At 47.6% G+C, this 21,271-nt stretch carries 20 protein-coding genes and 1 tRNA gene; 16 read left to right on the top strand and 5 right to left on the bottom strand.

What is annotated here, in order from left to right; genetic code table 11:
• Positions 1-112: 112 nt before the first annotated feature.
• From ASUC_RS05860 to bioD, 3 genes are all read left to right on the top strand, one after another.
• Positions 113-1,630 carry a peptide ABC transporter substrate-binding protein gene (locus ASUC_RS05860; RefSeq protein ID WP_049752182.1) on the top strand — a complete coding sequence of 506 codons (1,518 nt, stop codon included), beginning with the start codon at positions 113-115 and terminating at the stop codon, positions 1,628-1,630.
• Between the two features lie 103 nt (positions 1,631-1,733).
• On the top strand, positions 1,734-3,041 hold the full coding sequence (gene hemA / locus ASUC_RS05865) for a glutamyl-tRNA reductase (protein WP_012072859.1): 1,308 nt from the start codon (positions 1,734-1,736) through the stop codon (positions 3,039-3,041).
• A gap of 90 nt (positions 3,042-3,131) precedes the next feature.
• Positions 3,132-3,860, top strand: coding sequence for a dethiobiotin synthase (bioD, locus tag ASUC_RS05870; protein WP_012072860.1), 729 nt, complete (start codon positions 3,132-3,134; stop codon positions 3,858-3,860).
• Positions 3,861-3,896: 36 nt separating this feature from the next.
• On the opposite strand, the gene ASUC_RS05875 is transcribed toward bioD, so the two are convergent.
• A complete protein-coding gene (locus ASUC_RS05875) occupies positions 3,897-4,448 on the bottom strand; it encodes a DUF1439 domain-containing protein (protein ID WP_012072861.1) in 552 nt (183 codons plus the stop codon).
• 113 nt (positions 4,449-4,561) lie between these two features.
• On the opposite strand from ASUC_RS05875, the gene ASUC_RS11240 reads away from it, so the two are divergent.
• The 8 genes from ASUC_RS11240 to ASUC_RS05910 all read left to right on the top strand — a co-directional run bounded on the left by ASUC_RS11240 (position 4,562) and on the right by ASUC_RS05910 (position 11,974).
• Positions 4,562-4,684 carry a lipoprotein gene (locus ASUC_RS11240; RefSeq protein WP_156770516.1) on the top strand — a complete coding sequence of 41 codons (123 nt, stop codon included), beginning with the start codon at positions 4,562-4,564 and terminating at the stop codon, positions 4,682-4,684.
• A gap of 63 nt (positions 4,685-4,747) precedes the next feature.
• Positions 4,748-4,824: transfer RNA gene (locus tag ASUC_RS05880), tRNA-Met, on the top strand.
• A 237-nt stretch (positions 4,825-5,061) separates the two neighbouring features.
• Positions 5,062-5,517 carry a ribosome maturation factor RimP gene (gene rimP / locus ASUC_RS05885; RefSeq protein ID WP_012072862.1) on the top strand — a complete coding sequence of 152 codons (456 nt, stop codon included), beginning with the start codon at positions 5,062-5,064 and terminating at the stop codon, positions 5,515-5,517.
• A 26-nt stretch (positions 5,518-5,543) separates the two neighbouring features.
• The gene (nusA, locus tag ASUC_RS05890) at positions 5,544-7,079 is read left to right on the top strand and encodes a transcription termination factor NusA (protein ID WP_012072863.1); all 1,536 of its coding nucleotides are present in this window, start codon (positions 5,544-5,546) and stop codon (positions 7,077-7,079) included.
• A 12-nt stretch (positions 7,080-7,091) separates the two neighbouring features.
• Entirely contained in the window at positions 7,092-9,605 is a 2,514-nt protein-coding gene (gene infB, locus ASUC_RS05895) for a translation initiation factor IF-2 (RefSeq protein WP_012072864.1), read from the top strand.
• A 122-nt stretch (positions 9,606-9,727) separates the two neighbouring features.
• Positions 9,728-10,117, top strand: a complete 390-nt coding sequence (rbfA, locus tag ASUC_RS05900; RefSeq protein ID WP_012072865.1) for a 30S ribosome-binding factor RbfA — start codon at positions 9,728-9,730, stop codon at positions 10,115-10,117.
• On the top strand, positions 10,117-11,052 hold the full coding sequence (truB, locus tag ASUC_RS05905) for a tRNA pseudouridine(55) synthase TruB (RefSeq protein ID WP_012072866.1): 936 nt from the start codon (positions 10,117-10,119) through the stop codon (positions 11,050-11,052). The genes rbfA and truB overlap by 1 nt, the downstream gene beginning before the upstream one ends.
• Before the next feature lie 13 nt (positions 11,053-11,065).
• Positions 11,066-11,974 carry a hypothetical protein gene (locus ASUC_RS05910; RefSeq protein ID WP_012072867.1) on the top strand — a complete coding sequence of 303 codons (909 nt, stop codon included), beginning with the start codon at positions 11,066-11,068 and terminating at the stop codon, positions 11,972-11,974.
• A 32-nt stretch (positions 11,975-12,006) separates the two neighbouring features.
• Here the strand turns inward: ASUC_RS05910 and tilS are convergent, their stop codons facing one another.
• The 4 genes from tilS to ASUC_RS05930 form a co-directional block, all read right to left on the bottom strand.
• A complete protein-coding gene (gene tilS / locus ASUC_RS05915; protein WP_012072868.1) occupies positions 12,007-13,290 on the bottom strand; it encodes a tRNA lysidine(34) synthetase TilS in 1,284 nt (427 codons plus the stop codon).
• A 157-nt stretch (positions 13,291-13,447) separates the two neighbouring features.
• Positions 13,448-14,308, bottom strand: a complete 861-nt coding sequence (gene pdxY, locus ASUC_RS05920; protein WP_012072869.1) for a pyridoxal kinase PdxY — start codon at positions 14,306-14,308, stop codon at positions 13,448-13,450.
• Between the two features lie 100 nt (positions 14,309-14,408).
• Complete coding sequence (gene accA / locus ASUC_RS05925; protein WP_012072870.1) at positions 14,409-15,362, bottom strand: acetyl-CoA carboxylase carboxyl transferase subunit alpha; 954 nt, start codon at positions 15,360-15,362, stop codon at positions 14,409-14,411.
• 211 nt (positions 15,363-15,573) lie between these two features.
• Positions 15,574-16,194 (bottom strand): DUF1919 domain-containing protein, encoded by a 621-nt coding sequence (locus ASUC_RS05930; RefSeq protein WP_012072871.1) that lies wholly within the window; start codon positions 16,192-16,194, stop codon positions 15,574-15,576.
• Positions 16,195-16,504: 310 nt separating this feature from the next.
• Between ASUC_RS05930 and thiB the strand changes: the two genes are divergently transcribed.
• From thiB to ASUC_RS05955, 5 genes are all read left to right on the top strand, one after another.
• Positions 16,505-17,518, top strand: a complete 1,014-nt coding sequence (gene thiB / locus ASUC_RS05935) for a thiamine ABC transporter substrate binding subunit (RefSeq protein WP_012072872.1) — start codon at positions 16,505-16,507, stop codon at positions 17,516-17,518.
• Positions 17,518-19,137 carry a thiamine/thiamine pyrophosphate ABC transporter permease ThiP gene (thiP, locus tag ASUC_RS05940; RefSeq protein ID WP_012072873.1) on the top strand — a complete coding sequence of 540 codons (1,620 nt, stop codon included), beginning with the start codon at positions 17,518-17,520 and terminating at the stop codon, positions 19,135-19,137. Before thiB ends, thiP begins: the two co-directional genes overlap by 1 nt.
• Positions 19,130-19,792 (top strand): thiamine ABC transporter ATP-binding protein, encoded by a 663-nt coding sequence (thiQ, locus tag ASUC_RS05945; protein WP_012072874.1) that lies wholly within the window; start codon positions 19,130-19,132, stop codon positions 19,790-19,792. Before thiP ends, thiQ begins: the two co-directional genes overlap by 8 nt.
• A gap of 2 nt (positions 19,793-19,794) precedes the next feature.
• On the top strand, positions 19,795-20,811 hold the full coding sequence (gene bioB, locus ASUC_RS05950; protein WP_012072875.1) for a biotin synthase BioB: 1,017 nt from the start codon (positions 19,795-19,797) through the stop codon (positions 20,809-20,811).
• 84 nt (positions 20,812-20,895) lie between these two features.
• A complete protein-coding gene (locus ASUC_RS05955; protein WP_012072876.1) occupies positions 20,896-21,255 on the top strand; it encodes a DUF488 domain-containing protein in 360 nt (119 codons plus the stop codon).
• Positions 21,256-21,271 lie beyond the last annotated feature (16 nt).

A 21,271-nucleotide genomic window follows, 5' to 3' on the forward strand; every position in this document is an offset into this window, starting at 1 on the left:
TTTTAATGTTATGTCGCATATCCAGTATTTTAGCATGAAACGGTCCTCTGTATGGACGGTTTTATGTAAAAGTGCGCTACGTTTTTTGACTGTTTTTTTTACGGCTTGTAGCTTGTCAGCCTGTGAACCTCTATCTGAATTCGGTCGAAAACTTTCCGGTATCGAAGCTAACCGAAAAAACGAAATACAACCGGCTTTTACACCGTTAGCGCGTACGCAGGAGCGGCTTATTCGCGGTGTGTACGGTGAACTGACTTTAGATGTACCGAGCATGAATAATGAGGAACAAGCGGATTTTTTACGGGATTTATTAGAGGGGTTGGTAATTTTCGATAGCCGAGGCGACATCCTGCCGGGCGTTGCGGAGCGGTGGGAAAACCAGGATGACAAACTTTGGCGCTTTTATTTACGTCCGCAGGCTAAATGGTCAAACGGCGAACCGGTGGTGGCGCAGGATTTTGTGGACAGTTGGCGAAAACTTGCACTGTCCGACAGCCCGTTAAAACAGTCTCTGATGTATATCAATCTGTTAAACGCACAAGCCGTCACCATGCAACAATTAACGCCGGAATTGCTCGGTGTGCGAGCGGCGGACGAACGTATTTTAGAAATTGAGCTGGATAAACCGACGCCTTATCTGCCGAAAATGCTGACACATGCGGCGTTTTTACCGACGCGGGGCAATATGCCTGCGGAGTTTTTAAGCAACGGAGCCTATCGATTTATCCGCATGCGGGGAAATCGGATTTTTCTGGATAAAAATCCCGTTTACTGGAACGAGGCGAATGTCACGTTTAATTCGGTAGTATATGAAAAAATGGCGGAGGATCAGTCGCCGGAGACGATTGACTGGCTCGAATCGCCGAAACATGCCTCGCAGGCAATATATTTTCCAACGCTTTGTACTTATTTTTATCGGTTTAATTTACAAGACCCCGAACTAAGCCGCCGTTCGGTCAGAACGGCATTGGTTTCGATGATTTCCTCACAATATATTGTACGGAACGAACATTTGCCGGCATTGCCGCTCAGCGATTTTTTGCCCCGTCATATGCAAACGGAACAAAATCAGGATTGGCAGCCGAGCGTCGTCGAACCGTTACTACAGCAAGCCGGCATTTCGGCGGAAAAGCCGTTACATATTACCTTAACCTATGATCGCGGTTATCCGCAGGAAAATATTGCAAACCGTTTAGTCCGAACCTGGTCTCAGTCTGAACTGATTCATGTTACGCCACAACCGGTTTCTTTCTCCGTCTTATTGGAAAAACAGGCAAAAGGGGAATTTCAGCTGATCCGTTCCGGCTGGTGCGCGGATTATAATGATCCTTCCGCTTTTTTTAATTTACTGCATGGGCAACACCCGGATAATAAAACGGGTATCGATAATGCGGAAATCAATCAATGGCTGGAACAATCGCTAACTGTAAAAACTGAGGCGGAACGAACCGCACTTTATCAAAAGATTCAGCATTTAGTGAAACAGGAGCGTTATTTTTTACCGCTTTACCAAATACAACGTGCGGTGTATATCCATCCGTCGATACGGGGATTCGATTTAACGAACCCGACCTCGACGGTGTACAGCAAAGATCTTTCCCGCCATTCGACATTACCTAATCAGAGGTAATCTTCACGCTGTAATTTGCTCAGGCTATGCGAATTGATTAAAATAACGGGATTTTTAGAGCATAAGCGATTTCGAGGAGTACGCCATACGGCGGTTCAATCAAATGACAATTTTAGTACTTGGTATCAATCATAAAACCGCAACGGTAGCGTTGCGTGAAAAAGTTGCGTTTTCGGAAGAAAAACGACTTTCGGCATTGAACCAAATCGAGCAACTGAAATTGGCGCAGAGTACGGTAATTCTCTCGACCTGTAATCGAACCGAAGTCTATCTGCATAATAAATTTATTCAGCCGGAACAAAACTCAGCATGGATTGATGAGTGTGTGGCGTGGTTTGCGGCAATTCATCAAATTCAATTAACCGACCTGCAGGATTGTCTGTATTTTTATCAAAATCAGCAGGCGGTTACGCATCTTATGCGAGTAGCGTGCGGTTTGGATTCTCTGATTTTAGGCGAACCGCAAATTCTGGGACAGGTGAAACAAGCGTACCAACTTGCGGAAGAATATTATCAGCGGGCGCACGGGCTTGGAAAAAGTGCGGTGATTTCCAGTGAACTTTCCCGTTTGTTCCAAAAAACCTTTTCTACCGCTAAACGCGTGCGTACCGAAACAAATATCGGCGAAAGCGCCGTGTCCGTGGCTTATGCCGCCTGTAGTCTGGGGCGCCAGATTTTTGAAAGCCTGCAAGAATTAACCATTCTGTTAGTCGGAGCCGGTGAAACCATTGAATTAGCGGCTCGCCATTTATTGCGTCACGGTGTGAAAAAACTAATGATTGCTAACCGTACGCGGGCGCGGGCGGAAGCTTTAGTCGCAAAACTGGAATCGCCGTTCATCGAGATATTATCGTTATCCGAACTGCAAGACGGACTAAATCAGGCGGATATTGTCATTTCTTCAACGGGCAGCCCGACGACACTGATTTCCTATGAAATGATGAAACAGGCGCAAATACAGCGTCGTTACCGTCCGGTTTTGATTGTGGATATCGCCGTGCCGCGTGATGTGGAAGAAAGCATAGTCAAATTAGACAGTGTGTATCATTATACTGTGGATGATCTGCAAAATATCATCAATCATAACTTATCCGAACGGGAAAAGGCTTCCGAACAGGCGGAAGAAATTATAGCCGAAGAATGCGCCGCTTTCTTCGAGTGGTTAAAAGTTCGTCAGGCGTCCAATCTCATTCGTACTTATCGGGAAAGTGCGGATGAAATTCGTCAGGAATTATTGGAAAAAGCGCAATTTTCTTTATCTCAGGGCGAAAGTGCGGACAAGATTCTGGACGAATTCAGTACCAAGTTAATGAATAAATTACTTCATTCGCCAACCTTAGTGATGCAAACCATGGTGAAACAGGGTGACAGCCGGGGTTTACAAAATTTCCTATCCGTTATCAAAAAATAATCGACGGAAAGTACGCAAACTTTGCGTCAGCTCAATATTTTCACTGATCAAATCACGTAAAATTAACGCCCTATAAATTTAGGGGGAAATATGCGTACTTTTTTTGTGACCGGAACTGATACAGGTGTGGGAAAAACCATTTGTAGTCGTGCGATTATTCAGGCACTGCAGGAAATGGATACGCAAATTGTCGGTTTTAAACCTATCGCCAGCGGGCAGGATGAACCCGTTTATGCGGATTCGCTGGATGATCCGAAAAACGATTATGGCGATGAAGACAACCGTGACGTACTGATTCTGCAAAATTCCACAAAAGAAAATGTGTCTTATCGCGATATTAACAGTTATACTTTTTTACAGACCGTTCCTATGATTACGGCGGAGAAAGGGCGCATTAAATTAGAAAAAGTCGATCGCGATTTAGCGCGATTAGCGGCGACTTATGATGTCGTGGCGGTGGAAGGTTCTTTCGGCTGGTTAAGTCCGATGAACGAACGGTTTACATTTGCAGATTGGGTAGTGAAGCACAACATGCCGGTGATTGTGGCGGTGGGGATTAAAGAAGGCTGTATTAATCATGCTTTGTTGACCGTACAATCCGTCGAAAAAATGGGATTACCGGTATTAGGTTGGATTGCAAACCGCATCAATCCGGGGCTCAGTCATTATGCGGAAATCATTGATGTGCTCAGCAGTAAAATTGCGGCACCGTTGCTGGGATGTATTCCTTACATTCATAAGCCGGAAACGCAGGATGTGGGGAAATTCTTAACGAATACCGAGCAACTGCGTCATATTCAAACGCTACTGGCTAAATAATATCTGATTTTGACTGAGTTTATCGTTTCTTGCTTCTTATAGGACGCCGGCATCCAATGCCAAACGTCCTTTTTCCACCCGGATTCCTTTGGCGAATTTCTTGATTAACGCATCGCGCGGTTTGGTGTCGTCCAATGTATAAATCGGAATCGTGCTCATTAATGCGGCGACACTTTGACTGATAAACGGCATAACGCCCTGTAGTTGCTGCATGTAACTATCCGGCTCGCCGGACCATTTTAAAATTCGGATGTCTTTCAAATAAACGGAACCTTGCTCCGCATCATAATAGGGGATGGTATCAATAGTCATCGCCAGCTTACCTGCCATTTGTTTTTGCTGAATGCCGAGAATACCGTCAACGATACCGCTGATTTCTACTCGATCTTTATCGTTTTGACCGATCTTAGTCGCCAGATCCTGCAATTTATAATCAAGGGAAAAGAGACCCGGAAAGCCGACTTTATCGCTAATATCGGATTTTTTAGCCAGATACGCGTTAATTTCTTCCTCGCTGATGGAAAAAGCCTGGGCAAATAGCGGAAAACAGCATAAACTGATGAAAAGCAGACGGAGCAATTTTGTCATATTTGAGTCTCATTTTGTGGTAACGAAGCGTTTCGGATGGCATAAATAGATAAAATCCGCTATTCACTTCGTAAAAAGTTAATCATACTTTTCCGTTAATTTAGGAAAAATCGATGAAAAAAGCAATTTTAGTGTTTCTTTTGACCGCACTTTTGTCCGGGTGTTCGATATTCGGCGGATTCGGCGCCAATAACAGCGGTGCGGGTGTCGGAATCGGTACCGGTATAAATTTTTAACAAAAAAGTAATAAAAACTTGCTATGACCTAAATTTTATGTATAATACGCCCCATATTTCGGACGCGGGGTGGAGCAGCTTGGTAGCTCGTCGGGCTCATAACCCGAAGGTCGTTGGTTCAAATCCGGCCCCCGCAACCACTTCTCAGCGGATTGGGAAGGAAATAAAGGTTCAGTGAAACCCAAATTTCAAATTTGGGTTTTTTTGTACGTAAAATTTAGGAAAATTTCACTGGGCGCATTAAGCGCTTTTTTTGTGTTTGAAATTTAGCTGAAACCGCGTATAGCGGCGTTTTCGTAGCGGAAAGTACGGCAAAAACCGACCGCACTTTTATGGGATTTGGTGATGAGCCGGCAAGCTCATCTTATGGAGAATAAATGGCAACATTAGAACAAAATTTACAAGAGATGCTACAGGGTTCGGTAGAAGATTTGGGATGCGAACTTTGGGGCATCGAATGTCAGCGCGCCGGCCGTTTTATGACGGTACGTTTGTTTATCGATAAAGAAGGCGGGGTATCCGTAGACGATTGTGCGGATGTCAGCCGTCAGGTGAGTGCAATTCTGGATGTAGAAGACCCGATTACTGATAAATATAATCTGGAAGTATCCTCTCCGGGACTGGATCGTCCGTTGTTTACTTTGTCGCAGTACGAACGTTTTATCGGAGAAGACATTACGATTCATTTACGTATTCCGGTATCCGATCGCCGTAAATGGCAGGGCAAATTGGAAAAAATCGAAAATGATACGGTGACGCTAACGGTTGACGGGCAACCGCAGGTTTTTGTGTTCGGCAATATTCAGAAAGCCAATATCATTCCGAAATTTTAATCATTGATAACTAGGTAATTAAATAGATGAGTAAAGAAATTTTATTAGCGGCGGAAGCCGTGTCAAACGAGAAAGCGCTGCCAAAAGAAGTTATTTTCGAAGCGCTGGAAGCGGCGATTGCACTTTCAACGAAGAAAAAGCATGCTCAAAAACAAGAACGTTTAGGTGTGGATAAGCCTTCAGAAATTGATGTTCGCGTGGCGATTGATCCGAAAACCGGGGAATTCGATACTTTCCGCCGCTGGACCGTAGTGGAGGAAGTGGTTAACCCGACCCGCGAAATTACTCTGGAAGCGGCGCGTTTGGATGATCCCGCCATTCAGCTGGGCGATGTTGTTGAAGATCAAATCGAATCCGTAGCGTTCGACCGTATTACCATGCAAACTGCCCGCCAGGTGATCAGCACCAAAATCCGTGATGCGGAACGCAGTAAAGTGGTAGAACAATTCCTCAGTGAGGAAGGAAAGATTGTCATCGGCACGGTGAAAAAAGTAAATCGCGAAAGTATCGTTCTTGAGTTGCTCGGCAATAAAGAAGATCCGGCAAAAGCCGAAGCCGTGATTGCCCGTGAAGATATGATTCCGCGTGAAAACTTCCGTCCGGGCGACCGTGTACGCGGTGTGCTTTACAAAGTCAGTCCGGAAAGCAAAGGGGCGCAATTGTTCGTTACCCGTTCCAAACCGATTATGCTAGAGGAATTGTTCCGCCTGGAAGTGCCGGAAATCGGCGAACAGATTATCGAAATCAAAGGTTCTGCCCGTGATGCCGGCTCTCGTGCGAAAATTGCGGTGAAATCCAGCGATAAACGTATCGATCCTGTGGGAGCCTGCGTCGGTATGCGCGGTTCCCGTGTACAATCCATTACTAATGAACTTGGCGGCGAACGTGTGGACATCGTGCTGTGGGACGAGAATCCGGCGCAATATGTAATTAACGCCATGGCACCGGCGGATGTGAGTTCCATCGTAGTGGATGAAGATAATCATTCCATGGATATTGCGGTAGAAGCGAGTAATTTGGCACAGGCTATCGGTCGTAACGGACAAAATGTTCGCCTGGCCACCCAATTAACCGGTTGGACATTAAATGTAATGACCACCGAAGAATTAGCGCAAAAGCATCAGGCGGAAGATAACAAAATTTTGAATCTGTTTATGACCGCACTTGAAATCGACGAAGATTTCGCACAAATCCTGGTGGACGAAGGTTTCACCAAATTAGAGGAGCTGGCATATGTATCGGTGAGCGAGTTAACGGCGATTGACGGTCTTGAAGATGAAGATCTCGTAGAAGAACTGCAAACACGCGCGAAAGACGCTATCACGGCGGCAGCCTTAGCGGAAGAAAAAGCGTTGGAAAACGCACAGATTGAAGATCGCTTATTGAATCTGGAAGGTATGGAACGGCACCTTGCATTCAAACTGGCGGAAAAACAGATTACCACCCTGGAAGAACTTGCCGAACAAGGTGTCGACGATTTGGCGGACATTGAAGAATTAAGCGCAGAGAAGGCGGCGGACTTAATTATGGCGGCGCGTAATATCTGTTGGTTTGGTGAGTAATAGGAGCAGAATATGACAGAAAAAGAACAAAATGCGGAAAACGCACCAAAAAAACTGAGTTTGAAACGCCGTGAAAAAACGACGGTAAGCGCAACCACAGCAGGCGGTAAAGCGAAAGCGGTTCAGGTTGAAGTGCGAAAATCCCGGAAAATCGATACCGAGGCTGCGATTAAAGCGGCGGAAGCGGCAAAATTAAAAGCACAAGAAGAAGCGGAAGCAAAAGCCAAAGCGGAAGCCGAAAAAGCCGAACAGGAAAAAGCGACGGCTGCGAAAGTCCGGGAAAAAGCAGCAAAACCGACGAAAGCCGAAGCAAAACCGGAAAACAGTACGGTGGCAAAAGCGGCGGATCCTGAAAAAGAAAAACGTAAAGCGGAAGAAGCGGAGCTGCGCCGTAAGGCGGACGAGTTAGCCCGTCAAAAAGCGGAAGAACAGGCTCGTAAAGCGGCGGAAGACGCGAAACGTTATGCCGAAGCGGCAAAGGATACCGTTGAACATCATAATGATTCCGATGATTTTTCCGATTACCATTTAACTTCAAGCTATGCCCGGGAAGCGGAGGACGAAGACAACCGTCGCCGTGAAAATCATATCCGTACAGGTAAAAATAAAGTTACCAAGGCTAAAAAAGGCGGTCGTGACGATAACGGGTCGAAAGACGAACGCAGTGCGGATCGCCGTAATCAGAAAGATATGAGAGGAAAAGGTAAACAAAGCAAACAAGGCAAACGGGGCAGTACCCTGCAACAGGCTTTTACCAAACCGGCACAAGTTACGAAAAGCGATGTGGTGATCGGCGAAACCATTACCGTAGCGGAATTAGCCAATAAAATGGCGATAAAAGCAACGGAAATCATCAAAACCATGATGAAAATGGGAGAAATGGTAACCATCAACCAAGTGCTCGATCAAGAAACCGCACAATTGGTGGCGGAAGAATTGGGGCATAAAGTGATTCTGCGCAAAGAAAACGAACTGGAAGAATCGGTGTTGGAAGATCGTGATGTGAATGCCGAAAAAGTACAACGCGCACCGGTGGTAACCATTATGGGACACGTAGATCACGGTAAAACATCATTACTTGACTATATTCGAAAAGCGAAAGTGGCGGCGGGCGAAGCCGGCGGTATTACCCAGCATATCGGTGCATACCATGTTGAAACCAAGGGTAAAATAATTACTTTCTTAGATACGCCGGGACACGCGGCGTTTACCTCAATGCGCGCGCGCGGTGCGAAAGCGACGGATATCGTGGTATTGGTCGTAGCGGCGGATGACGGCGTCATGCCGCAAACTATCGAAGCGATCCAACACGCAAGAGCGGCGGGAGTGCCGATTGTGGTTGCGGTGAACAAAATCGATAAACCGGAAGCGAATCCGGAACGCGTCGAACAAGAATTATTGCAATATGACGTTGTGGCGGAAAAATTCGGCGGTGACGTTCAGTTCGTATATGTTTCCGCTAAGAAAGGGAGCGGCGTGGACGACCTGCTTGACGCCATTCTGTTACAATCCGAAGTGCTTGAACTGACTGCCGTAAAAGACGGTATGGCAAGCGGCGTCGTAATTGAATCTTATCTGGATAAAGGTCGTGGTCCGGTTGCAACTATCTTAGTTCAGTCCGGTACGTTGAAACGCGGCGACATCGTACTTTGCGGTTTCGAATTCGGACGTGTACGCGCAATGCGCGATGAAGACGGTAAAGACATTAACGAAGCCGGTCCGTCTATTCCGGTGGAAGTGCTTGGTCTTTCCGGGGTGCCGGCGGCAGGTGACGAAGCCACCGTAGTACGCGACGAGAAAAAAGCCCGCGAAGTGGCGTTATACCGCCAAGGTAAATTCCGCGAAGTGAAACTTGCACGCCAACAAAAAGCGAAACTGGAGAATATGTTCAGCAATATGAGCGAAGGCGATGTAGCGGAATTGAACGTTATCGTAAAAGCCGACGTTCAAGGTTCGGTGGAAGCAATCGTTCAGTCGTTACAAGAACTGTCAACGGAAGAAGTGAAAGTGAAAGTGGTCGGTTCCGGCGTGGGCGGTATTACGGAAACGGATGCGACTTTAGCTGCGGCCTCCAACGCGATTATGGTCGGTTTCAACGTTCGCGCGGATGCTTCGGCACGTCGTGTGATTGAAAATGAAAATATCGATCTACGTTATTATTCGATTATTTACGAATTGCTCAACGAAATCAAAGCCGCCATGAGCGGTATGCTGCAGCCTGAATTCAAACAGGAAATTATCGGCTTGGCCGAAGTGCGCGACATATTCCGCCATCCGAAATTCGGTGCTATCGCCGGTTGTATGGTGACGGAAGGCATAGTGAAACGTAACAACCCAATCCGTGTATTACGTGATAATGTGGTGATCTTCGAAGGCGAATTGGAATCCCTCCGCCGCTTTAAAGACGATGTAAACGAAGTACGTAACGGCATGGAATGCGGTATCGGCGTGAAAAACTACAACGACGTCAAAGTCGGCGACCAAATCGAAGTTTTCGAAGTCGTCGAAGTGAAACGTTCGATTTAATTATTGAAGAAAAAGTGCGGTCAAATTTGACCGCATTTTATAGGGACAGGCTTTATGCCTGTCCTGTGTCATTACCCGGGATAGGTATAAAATCTGTCCTTGTAAATAATTTAGGATATAAAATGGCAAGAGAATTTAAGCGTTCTGACCGTGTCGCCCAAGAGTTACAAAAAGAAGTGGCGGTGATTTTGCAGCGTGAGGTGAAAGACCCGCGTATCGGTATGGTGACGGTGTCCGACGTAGAAGTTTCCAGAGATTTGGCTTACGCTAAAATTTTTGTGACGTTTTTATTTGATAACGATCCGGAAGCGATTAAACAGGGAATGAAAGGTCTGGAAAAAGCCGCACCTTATATTCGCAGTCTTTTGGGCAAAGCCATGCGTTTGCGTATCGTGCCCGAGTTGCGTTTCGTTTACGACCAGTCTTTGGTAGAAGGCATGCGGATGTCGAATCTGGTGTCGAACGTAATTAAAAACGACGAAGCGAAACATGTGGCGGAAGACAGCGAATAATGGGCAGACGACCAAAGAAAAGAGGGCGTGACATCCATGGCGTATTTTTGCTGGATAAGCCGCCGGGCATGTCGAGCAATGATATTATGCAGAAGGTGAAGCGCCTTTTTCAGGCGAACAAAGCGGGACACACGGGCGCGTTAGACCCGCTTGCCACGGGAATGCTGCCGATTTGTTTGGGCGAAGCGACGAAATTTTCCCAGTTCCTGCTGGATGCGGATAAACGGTATCTGGTGACGGCGAAACTGGGCGAACGGACGGATACCTCCGATGCGGAAGGGCAGTTGGTGCAAACCCGTGCCGTGAATGTGAATTTAACTGAAATTCTGACCGCACTTCCGCATTTTCGCGGAGATTTAATGCAGGTGCCGACCATGTTTTCCGCGCTTAAACATCAAGGCAAACCGCTTTATGAATATGCCCGCGCAGGGGTTACCGTGCAGCGGCAAGCGCGTCCGATTACGATTTTCGAACTGAAATTTATTGACTACAACGCCCCGTTTTTAACGCTGGAAGTGCATTGTTCCAAAGGCACTTACATTCGAACTTTGATTGATGATTTGGGCGAACATCTCGGTTGCGGCGCCCATGTCGTCATGTTGCGGCGCACCGCGGTTTCCGATTATCCGGCGGAAAAAATGCTGACTTGGGAAGCGCTGCAACAGCTTGCGGAATCGGCGGATTTAAGCCGTCTCGACGCTCTTTTGCTGCCGACGGACAGTGCCGTATCCAAATTACCGCCCCTTGTTTTAAACGAACAACAAACCAAAGCCGTGGGATTCGGACAACGTATTCGTTTTAATAATGAGGAAAATATTTACGGACAAGTGCGGTTGTTTTCAGCGGAGAATTTATTTCTCGGCGTAGCGGAAATTAACAAGGATAACGTAATCCGTCCGACCCGAATGGTGAACCGGAATAACGGAACGGAATAAAAGGACGTCATGAATGGACATCAATAACGGCATTATTATCGGCGGGGCGACGGGATATAAACCCGAGCGGGTGGAAATTTTTCTGAAAAGTCTGAACCTTGCGCAGTTTAAAGGTAAAGTTATTTTGTTGGTTTACGAATCCGATCTCGCCGAATATCAACGGTTCTATCCGTCTTCGTCCTTCGGTTTCGAGCTTGTTTATCGGGTCAGCCGAATTGGACTGGCGCGTCGTATGCGTTGGTATCGAACTTTTAAACCGTTGATTAATCGACTGTTTGAGCGCCTATATCGTACCGATCGTCGGAAGAAAGCCGAGTTATTGAAAAAATTCGCGTATCCTCACGTTTCCCGCTTTTTTGAATTTCTGGCATGTTTGGAATCATCGCCGGAAACGGAATTTGCGATGTTGACGGATACACGCGATGTGTATTTCCAGCAACATCCGTTCCGGCAGATTCAAAAGGGATTATATTTGGGAATCGAAAATCCGGCAGTTGCGTTGAAACATGATAGTTACAGCAATAGTTGGTTGCGTGATGTGTACGGTGAAAACGTGCTGGCGGAGATTAGTTCGAATCCGATTTGTTGTGCCGGCGTCACCCTCGGCGATTATCAATCCGTGGTAAATTATTTGCATATCATGCTGGACGAATTTTTGCAGTTGCCTTATACCGTTATGGCGAAATCCAATTATGATCAAGGCATTCATAACCGCCTGCTTTATGGGAACCGTTTTTCCCGGGTGGTGCGCTGTCTTCCGCTGAATTCCGTGATTTCCACGGTGGGCTTATTTAATTATGAGAATTTGACCTTTAATTCAGCCCATGAACTGTTATTGGCGGACGGTTCTAAAGCCTGCATCGTGCACCAGTACGATCGTCATCAAGATTGGGAAAAAGAGGTTAGACGGAAATTTCTCTGATACGGCATACCGGCGCGGCGGTCGGGGAACGGTTAAAAAACATCGAAAAAACCGACCGCACTTTTCAGTTTCCCGTCCACAAAAATTAACGGAATGCGGGTGCGCCGCCAAGGCGGTACGGCGTATTTCTGCCAGACTTTCTTTATATCCCGACTCATATCCCGGGCATGCAATTTCACTTTGCCGGCGTAACCGAATCCTACGCTGATTTGCTGTTCGCCGAGGGGGAAATCCGCAGAATATTGCCAGTCTTCGTATTGCCAAAGTGCGGTCAGATTTTTTGTATTTTTAATCAGATGTAATCGCCCCAAATTATCGGGCAGTTCGACCGTTTTATTAACCGTAAGCCGTGCGCGGAAATCCGTCACATCGGCATAATGCGGCGTCAGATACAGTCGGTTTTGATAGCGGCGAATGACTTGTTCGCCCAAAACGAATTGAGGAACGGCGTCGGGCTTGGCAAAAACCACATCCCGAATCAGTTGCGCCAATTGCATTTTTTCCGGCATCGGCACACGACACGCCGTTAGCCACATACGCAATAAAGCGTTTTGCTTGTTCGGGCTGTACCCGGCGAAGTCCGAAAGCGCAAAAGTGCGGTCGGTTTTACGATAGTTTTTTTCGAATGCCGGCGTTAACAATTCCCGAATGAGCCGTTCCTGTTCATAACAATGCTGAGCGGAACGGCTGACGGCGAGATCAAAATCCGTCCAGCGACGGCGCAATACCGGCAGAATCCGATTACGCAGAAAATTGCGATCATAACGGTTATCGGCGTTGCTGTCGTCTTCAATCCAGTCCAGTGATTGCGCACGCAAATAGTTTTCCAGTTCGGTTTTGCCGAAGGGCAGTAGCGGACGGAAAATCGGCATACCGTATAAACGGCTTTCCCGTTGCATCGCGCCCAGTCCTTTAATACCGCTGCCTCGTTTTAACGCAAGGAGGAAGGTTTCCGTTTGATCCTGCAAATGATGGGCGGTAGCTACGATTTCATCGGCGTGCCGGTGACAGCGAATCGCTGCGTAACGGGCTTCACGCGCGCCTTGTTCTATGCCGCTTTTTTTGTTGATTTCCACCCGTTCGATAATTAACGGAACTTCCAGTTTTTCACAAATCCGTCGGCAGTGCGCCGCCCAGTCGTTCGCCGCGACATTGAGCCCGTGGTGGATATGAATGGCGCGTAATTGTAAGTGCGGTCGGTTTTGCCGGGATTTTGCAAATAACGCCAGCAAAGCGGTGGAATCGGCACCGCCGCTGAATGCGATCAGGTAACGGGAATGCTGCAGTTGCGCTTGGAATTCGGACAGTAAACTCATAACATTAACCTGCGAGCGATGAGAATAGAAAATCGAAAAACGGCGGACAAATTGCCCGCTGCCGGTCAGTTAAGCTAAATTTCCCCGGTATCAGGTTAATTAGCCGGAGCCCCTCAGGGGCTCTCTTGTGAGCTGCAGAGCAGCCGGATTAAAAAGATTAAGCGATTTTTTCCGCTTTGTATCGGTTTTGAGGCGCCATAATCGCGTGGCGGGCTTCAATTAACTGCAATTCGTAGGAATTCAGTTTGTGAGTGATTTCCATCACGTCATTCACGGCATTACCCGTTAATTCAAAGGCTTCCGGTTCGGATTTGCCGTTCAGCAGATTGGCTAAGAACAGTCCGGCAATTAAATCGCCGACTCCCACCGGATCTTTTGCAAAAGGATAAAGCGGACGGGATAAACACCAAACGCCTTCTCGGTTTGCCAGTAACATATCGAATTTGCCGGGATACTTACCGGCGGAACCCAAATGCTTCACGATCACGGTTTTCGGTCCTTTGGTCAGCAAATGCTGTGCGGCGATAACCGCCTGTTCGAAATTTTCCGCTCGAAGTCCGCTTAATTCGCGCAGCTCCAACAGATTAGGGGTAATAATATCCGCCTGCGGCAAGGCGATGTCGATTAAGCCTTCACGTACGCCGTCTGCGACTACGCAACCTTTTTCCGCGCTGCCCATCACCGGGTCGCATAGATAAAGGGCAGCGGCGTTACGGGTTTTAACCAGATGAGAGACTTTCACGATTTCCGCCACTTGATCGGCGGAACCGATATAGCCGGAAAGTACCGCATCGCAATTTTTCAGTTCGCCGATGGCGTCAATACCGTCGGCGATTTCAGGAATTTGTTGATGGGGAACCACCATTCCCGTCCATTTTCCGTATTGAGTATGGTTGGAAAATTGCACGGTATTTAACGCCCACACATCAATACCGCTTAACTGCATCGGGAAGGTGGACGATTTGTTACCGGCATAACCGAAAACGACATGGGATTGAATGGATAAAACGTTTTTCATCAAGCTGTCTCCATAGATAGCATAGGCTTGTCAGCCCGTTAAATATACGGATAAAAAACGGCGGAACATTTGTCCCACCGAAACCCGAAATCAAGAGAAATTAACAGTAACCGTAAGACATCAGACGCTGGTAACGACGATCGAGCAGGTCGTCTTTGTCCAGTACGTCTAAATCCTCTAAATCGGTCAATAAACGGGCTTTTAAATTTTGTGCCGTTTCCGCGTAATTGCGATGTGCGCCGCCTAAAGGTTCCGTCACAATATTGTCGATTAAGTCCAGTTCTTTCAAACGTTCGGCGGTTAAGCCCATAACTTCCGCCGCAGTGGACGCTTTTTCCGCGCTTTTCCATAAAATGGATGCGCAACCTTCCGGCGAAATAACGGAATAAGTGGAATACTGCAACATATTGACTTTATCGCCTACGCCGATAGCCAGTGCGCCGCCGGAACCGCCTTCGCCGATTACGGTACAGATTACCGGCACGCTTAAAGTAGACATTTCACGCAGGTTACGCGCGATGGCCTCCGCCTGTCCGCGTTCTTCCGCACCTACGCCGGGATACGCTCCCGGCGTATCGATAAAGGTGATAATCGGCAGTTTGAAACGTTCCGCCATTTCCATTAAACGTAAGGCTTTGCGATAACCTTCCGGCGCCGGCATGCCGAAATTACGCAGTACCTTTTCTTTGGTGGTGCGACCTTTCTGGTGTCCGATAACCATTACCGGGCGGCCGTCTAGTCGCGCTAATCCGCCCACAATAGCTTTATCGTCGGCAAAGGCGCGATCACCCGCCAGCTCTTCGAATTCGGTGAAAATGTGTTGAATGTAATCCAGCGTATAAGGACGGTTCGGATGGCGAGCCATACGGGAAATCTGCCATGCGTCGAGATTGGCGAACGTTTTTTTAGTCAATTCCTCGCTTTTTTTCTGTAGGCGTTTGATTTCGTCATCCAGGTTAATTTCGTTATCGTCGCCGGAAACCGCGCGAAGGGATTCAATTTTCGCTTCTAATTCGGCAATAGGTAATTCAAAATCCAGATATTCTTGGCTCATTTTTTATTTCCTAAATGTGTTAATGGGGCTGCCGTTCACGGCTTTTATGTCTAACCTGCGGCTGTTTCGGACGCAACCGCTTATGAAATTATCAAAAATAAGCAGATCCAAGCGTAATCGAACCGCACTTTAGCAAGAAATTGCCCGCCGTGCAAACTTGCAGGCTATTCTATGCGTTTTTCATTAAAATTGCAGTAATTTTGTCATCGCTTTAACCGTCATTTCCGTTAAACCATGCCACATAATCGAATTGGTCGTAGTATTTTTTACCGAACCAGCCGGAGAACTCGAACAAATCACCCACTTCCGATTGATTTTCAAATCCGCGAATATAATAAGCGGAGGTAAATTGCGGATATGCCTTGTGCGTGAAAATCACTTTGTTCGGATAGGGTAACGCATCGAAATCTGCGATGTTTTGTTCGGTACAACCGTCGCGATCCGTCGTCATCACAAACAGATTGTCCCAATTAATGCGGGACGAACGACTCAGCCATTTTTCCCGCGCTTCCCGTTCGCAATGATAATGAACGAAATATAGCCGGATATCGTCCAGTTTCGCTACGGGATAAGGTTTATCCGTTTGTTCGAAAACCAATTCCGCCTGCTGATAATGACGGGGATTTTGCAGATAACGAATGAAATCCGCCGGTTCCAGATACAGATTCACAAACGGCGAGCGGAATTGTTGCTGTAAATCGTGCAGAATCAGTGCGCCGTTGCAGTTACCGGCAATCACCGACATGCGGTGATTTTTCAACCGTCGCCGCAACCGTTTGTTAATCGCCGGACGAAACAGACGGTTTGAAATTTTACGTAAAATGGTTAGCATGTTTTTCTCCTGTCGCGATTCGTGATTTTAGAAGCAAAATCCCGGCACTGCAAACGGATTATTCGCTTGCGTATCGGCAAACGAAGTTTTACACTCAGCAGGTTCTCATCGGGGTGCTTATCGCGGCGACAGCCGGACAAGCTGAGAAAATACTCGTAGAACCTGAACAGATTAGGGCTATTTATGAAAAATAAACGGATCCTAATATCTGCGTAGGGAATTGAGAAACGTCAATTTGTTGTAAAACAGTCCGAAATTTGACCGCACTTAAGTTCCCTTTGCTTGCAAAACGTTTGTCAAAGGATTTTTCATGCTTAAAAAACATATCATTTTTTCTCTGCTTTCCGTTTTTTCATTTTCCGTAATCAATAGTGCGGCGGCGAATGCGCCGCTGCAGGTTTATACGGAAGAATTTTTCGGTGCCGATTGGGGACCGGGTGCCGAAGTGAAGGCATTATTCGAACAGGTACACCCCCGCTGTCGGCTGGATTACCGGGTATTCGACGGACGTAACACCATGCTGAACCGCCTGCGTCTGGAAGGTAAAAAGACCAAAGCCGATGTAGTGATCGGGCTGGATAATTTTCAGTTCGACGCGGCGGAAAAAACCGGATTATTTGCCAAAACTGCGGTAAATTTGACCGCACTTTCCTTGCCGGTCAGATGGACGAACCAAACCTTTATTCCTTACGAATTCGGACAATTTGCCTTCATTTACGATAAAAACAAACTGAAAAATCCGCCCGAAAGCCTGAAAGAACTGGTGGAACGGCAGGATTTGCGCGTGATCTATCAGGACCCGCGTACCAGTAGTATGGGACGCGGTTTTATAGGCTGGATGAACGTCGTTTATCCGCCGCAACGGATTACCGAGGCATGGCGAACGCTGGCGAAACATACGGTGACGGTAGGCAAAGGCTGGACGGAGACTTACGGCGCCTTTCTGAAGGGAGAAGCGGATATGGTATTCAGCCATAATACTTCGCCGCTTTATCATTTGTTGAAAGACAAACAGGATCGGTATGCCGCCGCCCGATTCGGTGACGGCAACCCGTACCAGTTTGATACGGTGGCCAAAATCGCCGGAAAAAATCACGTGTGTGCCGACGAATTTATTGACTTTTTGCTTTCCGCCGAAGCGCAAAAAATCATTATTCCGAAAAACGTTATGCTATCGTCAATTTCCGCGCCGATCGAACCGCACTTTGATCAATTAAAGGCGGAAACGTTAAACGCCAATCCGACTAAACAAACTTTATCCGTACCGACGGATGCCACAGTGAAACAATGGATTGAAATCTGGCAAACGGAGCTGAGCCGTTAATGAACGTTCTTCCTCTGAAATTACGCCGGTTAAGCCGATTGCGTCCGCGCCATTATGCGGGCGGTATTTGTGTCTTCGCCTTTTTGCTTGTGCTTTACGGCGGCAGCCTGAATGCCGTGTATTCTGCGGGCGACACGCCGTTGCGGCAGGTATGGCAGAATTTATGGCAGGATGCCTATTTGAAACGGATATTGTGGTTCAGTTTTATGCAGTCGGGATTGTCCGCATTATTATCGGTCATTTTCGGCGTTCTTTTCGCCCGTGCGTTTTTTTATCGCCTTTTTCGCGGCAAGACGGTTTTACTGCGATTGTTTTCACTGACTTTCGTGTTGCCGTCGCTGGTTGCGGTGTTCGGTTTGTTGGGCGTATACGGCGGGTCGGGCTGGCTGGCGCAGACAGCCCGTTTTTTCCATTTGAACTGGCAACCGGATATTTACGGCTTACCGGGCATTTTAATCGCTCATTTGTTTTTTAATCTGCCTTTGGCGGCGCGTTTGTTTTTGCAAAGTTACCAGGCTATTCCTAATCAACAGCGGCAACTGGCGGCTCAGCTCGGTATTCGCGGTTGGCAGTTTGTCCGGTTGATTGAACTGCCGTATTTGCGACAGCAGTTTTTTCCCGCTTCGGTATTGATTTTCATGTTGTGTTTTACCAGTTTCGCCATCGTACTGACGCTCGGCGGCGGACCGCAATACAGTACGCTGGAAGTGGCGGTTTACCAAGCGATAATCTTTGATTTTGATCTTGCCGGGGCGGCGTTGTACGCTTCGTTGCAGATTGTGTTTGGTTTACTGCTGTTCGGTATCGGTAATTTGGCGGGCAAAATACCGGAAGGACAGCTGTCCCAGCGGGAATTATGGTTTGCGCAGCAATCAAGTGCGGTCGGATTTTTGCAGATTTTGGTGATTGTCGTCGCTACCGTTTTTATTGTTTTGCCGCTGGGAAATATCGTCGCCGGCGCGTTGTTTTCTCAACAGTTTTTCAGTGCGTGGCAGAATCCGCAACTGTGGCGGGCCATGGGCTATTCCTTTACCATTGCACCGTCTTCCGCTTTTCTTTCGTTATTGATGGCGGTCGCACTTTTGCAGCTCGTGCGTCGCTTAAACTGGTTGAAACTACCGTTTTTGGCCCGTCTTTTAATGAACGGCGGCATGCTGATTCTGGCGGTGCCGATGCTGGTGTTGGCGGTCGGTTTGTTTTTGCAGCTGCAAAGGCTGGATTTCGGCACGGCGCATTTATTTGTCGTAGTAGTGCTGTGTAACGCTTTAACCGCACTGCCTTTTGCGATTCGTATTCTGGCGGTGCCCATGAACAACAACATGCAATATTACGAAAATCTGTGTCAGTCGCTGGGCATTCGCGGTTGGCAGCGTTTCCGCCTGATTGAATGGCAAAATCTGGCGCCATCGATGAAATATGCTTTCGCGCTGGCGACGGCATTATCTTTAGGCGATTTCACCGCTATCGCCTTATTCGGCGGACAGGATTTCACCTCGCTGCCGTATTTACTGTATCAACAGCTCGGCAGTTATCGCGGTGATGAAGCCTCTGTCACGGCGTTGGTACTGTTATTAGTGTGTTTCGGTTTATTTTTGGCAGTAGAAAAGCAATATGATTAAATTAAAACAGGTCGTCTTCCGCTATCAAGATATGACAATGCGGTTTGATTTGCACGTGCGTGCGCAGGAAAAAATCGCCGTCATCGGTGCCAGCGGGGCGGGAAAGTCTACGTTATTAAATTTAATTGCCGGCTTCGAATTGCCGGAATCCGGCGAAATTTGGTTGAACGGCGAAAATCAAACCCGGTGCGAGCCCCATCAGCGTCCGGTTTCGATGCTGTTTCAGGAAAACAATGTGTTTCCTCATTTTACTGTGGAACAAAATATTGCGCTGGGCTTAAAACCCGATTTAAAACTGAACGAACAGGAACGACAGCGGGTGCAACAAGCGGCAAGTGCGGTCGGTTTGGCGGCATTTTTAAGGCGAAAACCCAGCGCACTTTCCGGCGGGCAGAAACAACGGGTGGCATTGGCGCGCTGTTTGTTGCGGGATAAGCCTATTTTGTTACTGGACGAGCCTTTTTCGTCGCTGGACCCCGGTTTGCGGTCGGAAATGCTGGATTTATTGGATCGGCTTTGTACGGAGAAACAGCTGACCATGCTAATCGTCACTCACCAACCGAATGAATTAAAAGGACGGATAGACCGCATTCTAACGGTAAAAGCGGGTTCCGTTACGTTTATGCAGACAAATACCGTTTATGGTAAGGAATAACAATGGAAACAACATTACAACTTTATTCGAATACACCGCATCCTCAGGCGCAATATTGGTCGGTTTGTAAAGTAGAGGCGTTGTTCGAAACGCCGTTTTTGGAATTGGTTCATCGCGCGGCAATCGTACATCGCGAGCATTTTAATCCGCAAGCGGTTCAGCTTTCGACGCTAATGTCCATTAAAACCGGCGGCTGTCCGGAAGACTGCGGGTATTGCCCGCAATCCGCCCGTTACCGAACCGGCGTACAGAAGCAGGCATTATTAGAAGTGGAAGATATTGTGGAAAAAGCCAAAATCGCCAAATCCCGCGGTGCGAGCCGTTTTTGTATGGGTGCGGCATGGCGCGGACCTAAACCGAAAGACATCGGCAAAATAACCGAAATTGTCAAAGCGGTGAAAGACCTGGGACTGGAAACGTGCGGTACTTTCGGTTTATTGGAAGACGGTATGGCGGAAAATCTGAAAGAGGCGGGTCTGGATTATTACAACCATAATATCGATACTTCGCCGGAGCATTATAAGAAAGTTATCGGCACCAGAGGTTTTGAGGATCGTTTGAGTACCTTGGGAAAAGTACGTAAAGCGGGATTGAAAGTCTGTTGCGGCGGAATTATCGGTATGAACGAAAACCGAAAGGAACGAGCCGGTTTTATCGCCAGCCTGGCCAATTTGGATCCTCAACCGGAATCCGTCCCGATTAACCAATTGGTGAAAGTGGACGGCACGCCTTTAGCGGATGCGGAAGAACTGGACTGGACGGAATTCGTCCGCACCATAGCCGTCGCCCGTATTACTATGCCGAAAAGCTATGTGCGATTATCCGCCGGTCGCCAGGGTATGTCGGAAGAAATGCAGGCGATGTGTTTTATGGCGGGGGCAAATTCCATCTTCTACGGCGATAAGTTATTGGTAACCGGTAACGCGGAAGAAGACCGCGACCAATTACTGATGGCTAAACTGGATTTGGAACCGGAAACCGCGGAAAACCGCCGCGTTTCGGTGCAACCGGAACGGTAAAAGTGCGGTCGGATTTTTTGTCGTTTTTATCATGGGGATTCGGGTTTGTTTATACGAGATAAACGAACCCTGAGGAGAAGCGTAATGTTTAAGGTGCAGCGTATTTATGATTTCAAGCCGACGGAACAGGAGTGCGCCGTATTTGTGGATCGGCTTTATCCGCGCGGCGTGACAAAAGAAAAATTTTCCCGTTGCCGGTGGTTGAAAGAAGTTTGCCCCAGCCGTGAACTGCGCCGGTTTTATCATGAAAACCCGCAGCAAAATTACCCCGAATTCGTGTTGCGTTATCGATCGGAATTAACTAATGCGGCACAGCGACAGGCTTTGGCGGAATTGAAGCGGTTGGAAAAACGCCATTCGCACATCACGTTGCTGACCGCCGTGAAGGACGTGCGACATAGTCATATTCCGGTATTATTGCAAGCCTTGGCGGATTCGGAATAACAAAAAAGCCACACAA

Source organism: Actinobacillus succinogenes 130Z, assembly GCF_000017245.1.
Lineage (GTDB): Bacteria > Pseudomonadota > Gammaproteobacteria > Enterobacterales > Pasteurellaceae > Exercitatus > Exercitatus succinogenes.

What these genes read in the sequence shown, in the direction of transcription:
- bioD (WP_012072860.1), top strand. Translation starts at nt 3,132, where the DNA reads ATGCGTACTTTTTTTGTGACCGGAACTGATACAGGTGTGGGAAAAACC.
- ASUC_RS05955 (WP_012072876.1), top strand. Translation starts at nt 20,896, where the DNA reads ATGTTTAAGGTGCAGCGTATTTATGATTTCAAGCCGACGGAACAGGAG.
- thiP (WP_012072873.1), top strand. Translation starts at nt 17,518, where the DNA reads ATGAACGTTCTTCCTCTGAAATTACGCCGGTTAAGCCGATTGCGTCCG.
- rbfA (WP_012072865.1), top strand. Translation starts at nt 9,728, where the DNA reads ATGGCAAGAGAATTTAAGCGTTCTGACCGTGTCGCCCAAGAGTTACAA.
- infB (WP_012072864.1), top strand. Translation starts at nt 7,092, where the DNA reads ATGACAGAAAAAGAACAAAATGCGGAAAACGCACCAAAAAAACTGAGT.
- pdxY (WP_012072869.1), bottom strand. Translation starts at nt 14,308, where the DNA reads ATGAAAAACGTTTTATCCATTCAATCCCATGTCGTTTTCGGTTATGCC.
- tilS (WP_012072868.1), bottom strand. Translation starts at nt 13,290, where the DNA reads ATGAGTTTACTGTCCGAATTCCAAGCGCAACTGCAGCATTCCCGTTAC.
- ASUC_RS05875 (WP_012072861.1), bottom strand. Translation starts at nt 4,448, where the DNA reads ATGACAAAATTGCTCCGTCTGCTTTTCATCAGTTTATGCTGTTTTCCG.
- rimP (WP_012072862.1), top strand. Translation starts at nt 5,062, where the DNA reads ATGGCAACATTAGAACAAAATTTACAAGAGATGCTACAGGGTTCGGTA.
- accA (WP_012072870.1), bottom strand. Translation starts at nt 15,362, where the DNA reads ATGAGCCAAGAATATCTGGATTTTGAATTACCTATTGCCGAATTAGAA.
- nusA (WP_012072863.1), top strand. Translation starts at nt 5,544, where the DNA reads ATGAGTAAAGAAATTTTATTAGCGGCGGAAGCCGTGTCAAACGAGAAA.
- bioB (WP_012072875.1), top strand. Translation starts at nt 19,795, where the DNA reads ATGGAAACAACATTACAACTTTATTCGAATACACCGCATCCTCAGGCG.
- ASUC_RS05930 (WP_012072871.1), bottom strand. Translation starts at nt 16,194, where the DNA reads ATGCTAACCATTTTACGTAAAATTTCAAACCGTCTGTTTCGTCCGGCG.
- hemA (WP_012072859.1), top strand. Translation starts at nt 1,734, where the DNA reads ATGACAATTTTAGTACTTGGTATCAATCATAAAACCGCAACGGTAGCG.
- ASUC_RS05910 (WP_012072867.1), top strand. Translation starts at nt 11,066, where the DNA reads ATGGACATCAATAACGGCATTATTATCGGCGGGGCGACGGGATATAAA.
- thiB (WP_012072872.1), top strand. Translation starts at nt 16,505, where the DNA reads ATGCTTAAAAAACATATCATTTTTTCTCTGCTTTCCGTTTTTTCATTT.
- truB (WP_012072866.1), top strand. Translation starts at nt 10,117, where the DNA reads ATGGGCAGACGACCAAAGAAAAGAGGGCGTGACATCCATGGCGTATTT.
- thiQ (WP_012072874.1), top strand. Translation starts at nt 19,130, where the DNA reads ATGATTAAATTAAAACAGGTCGTCTTCCGCTATCAAGATATGACAATG.
- ASUC_RS11240 (WP_156770516.1), top strand. Translation starts at nt 4,562, where the DNA reads ATGAAAAAAGCAATTTTAGTGTTTCTTTTGACCGCACTTTTGTCCGGG.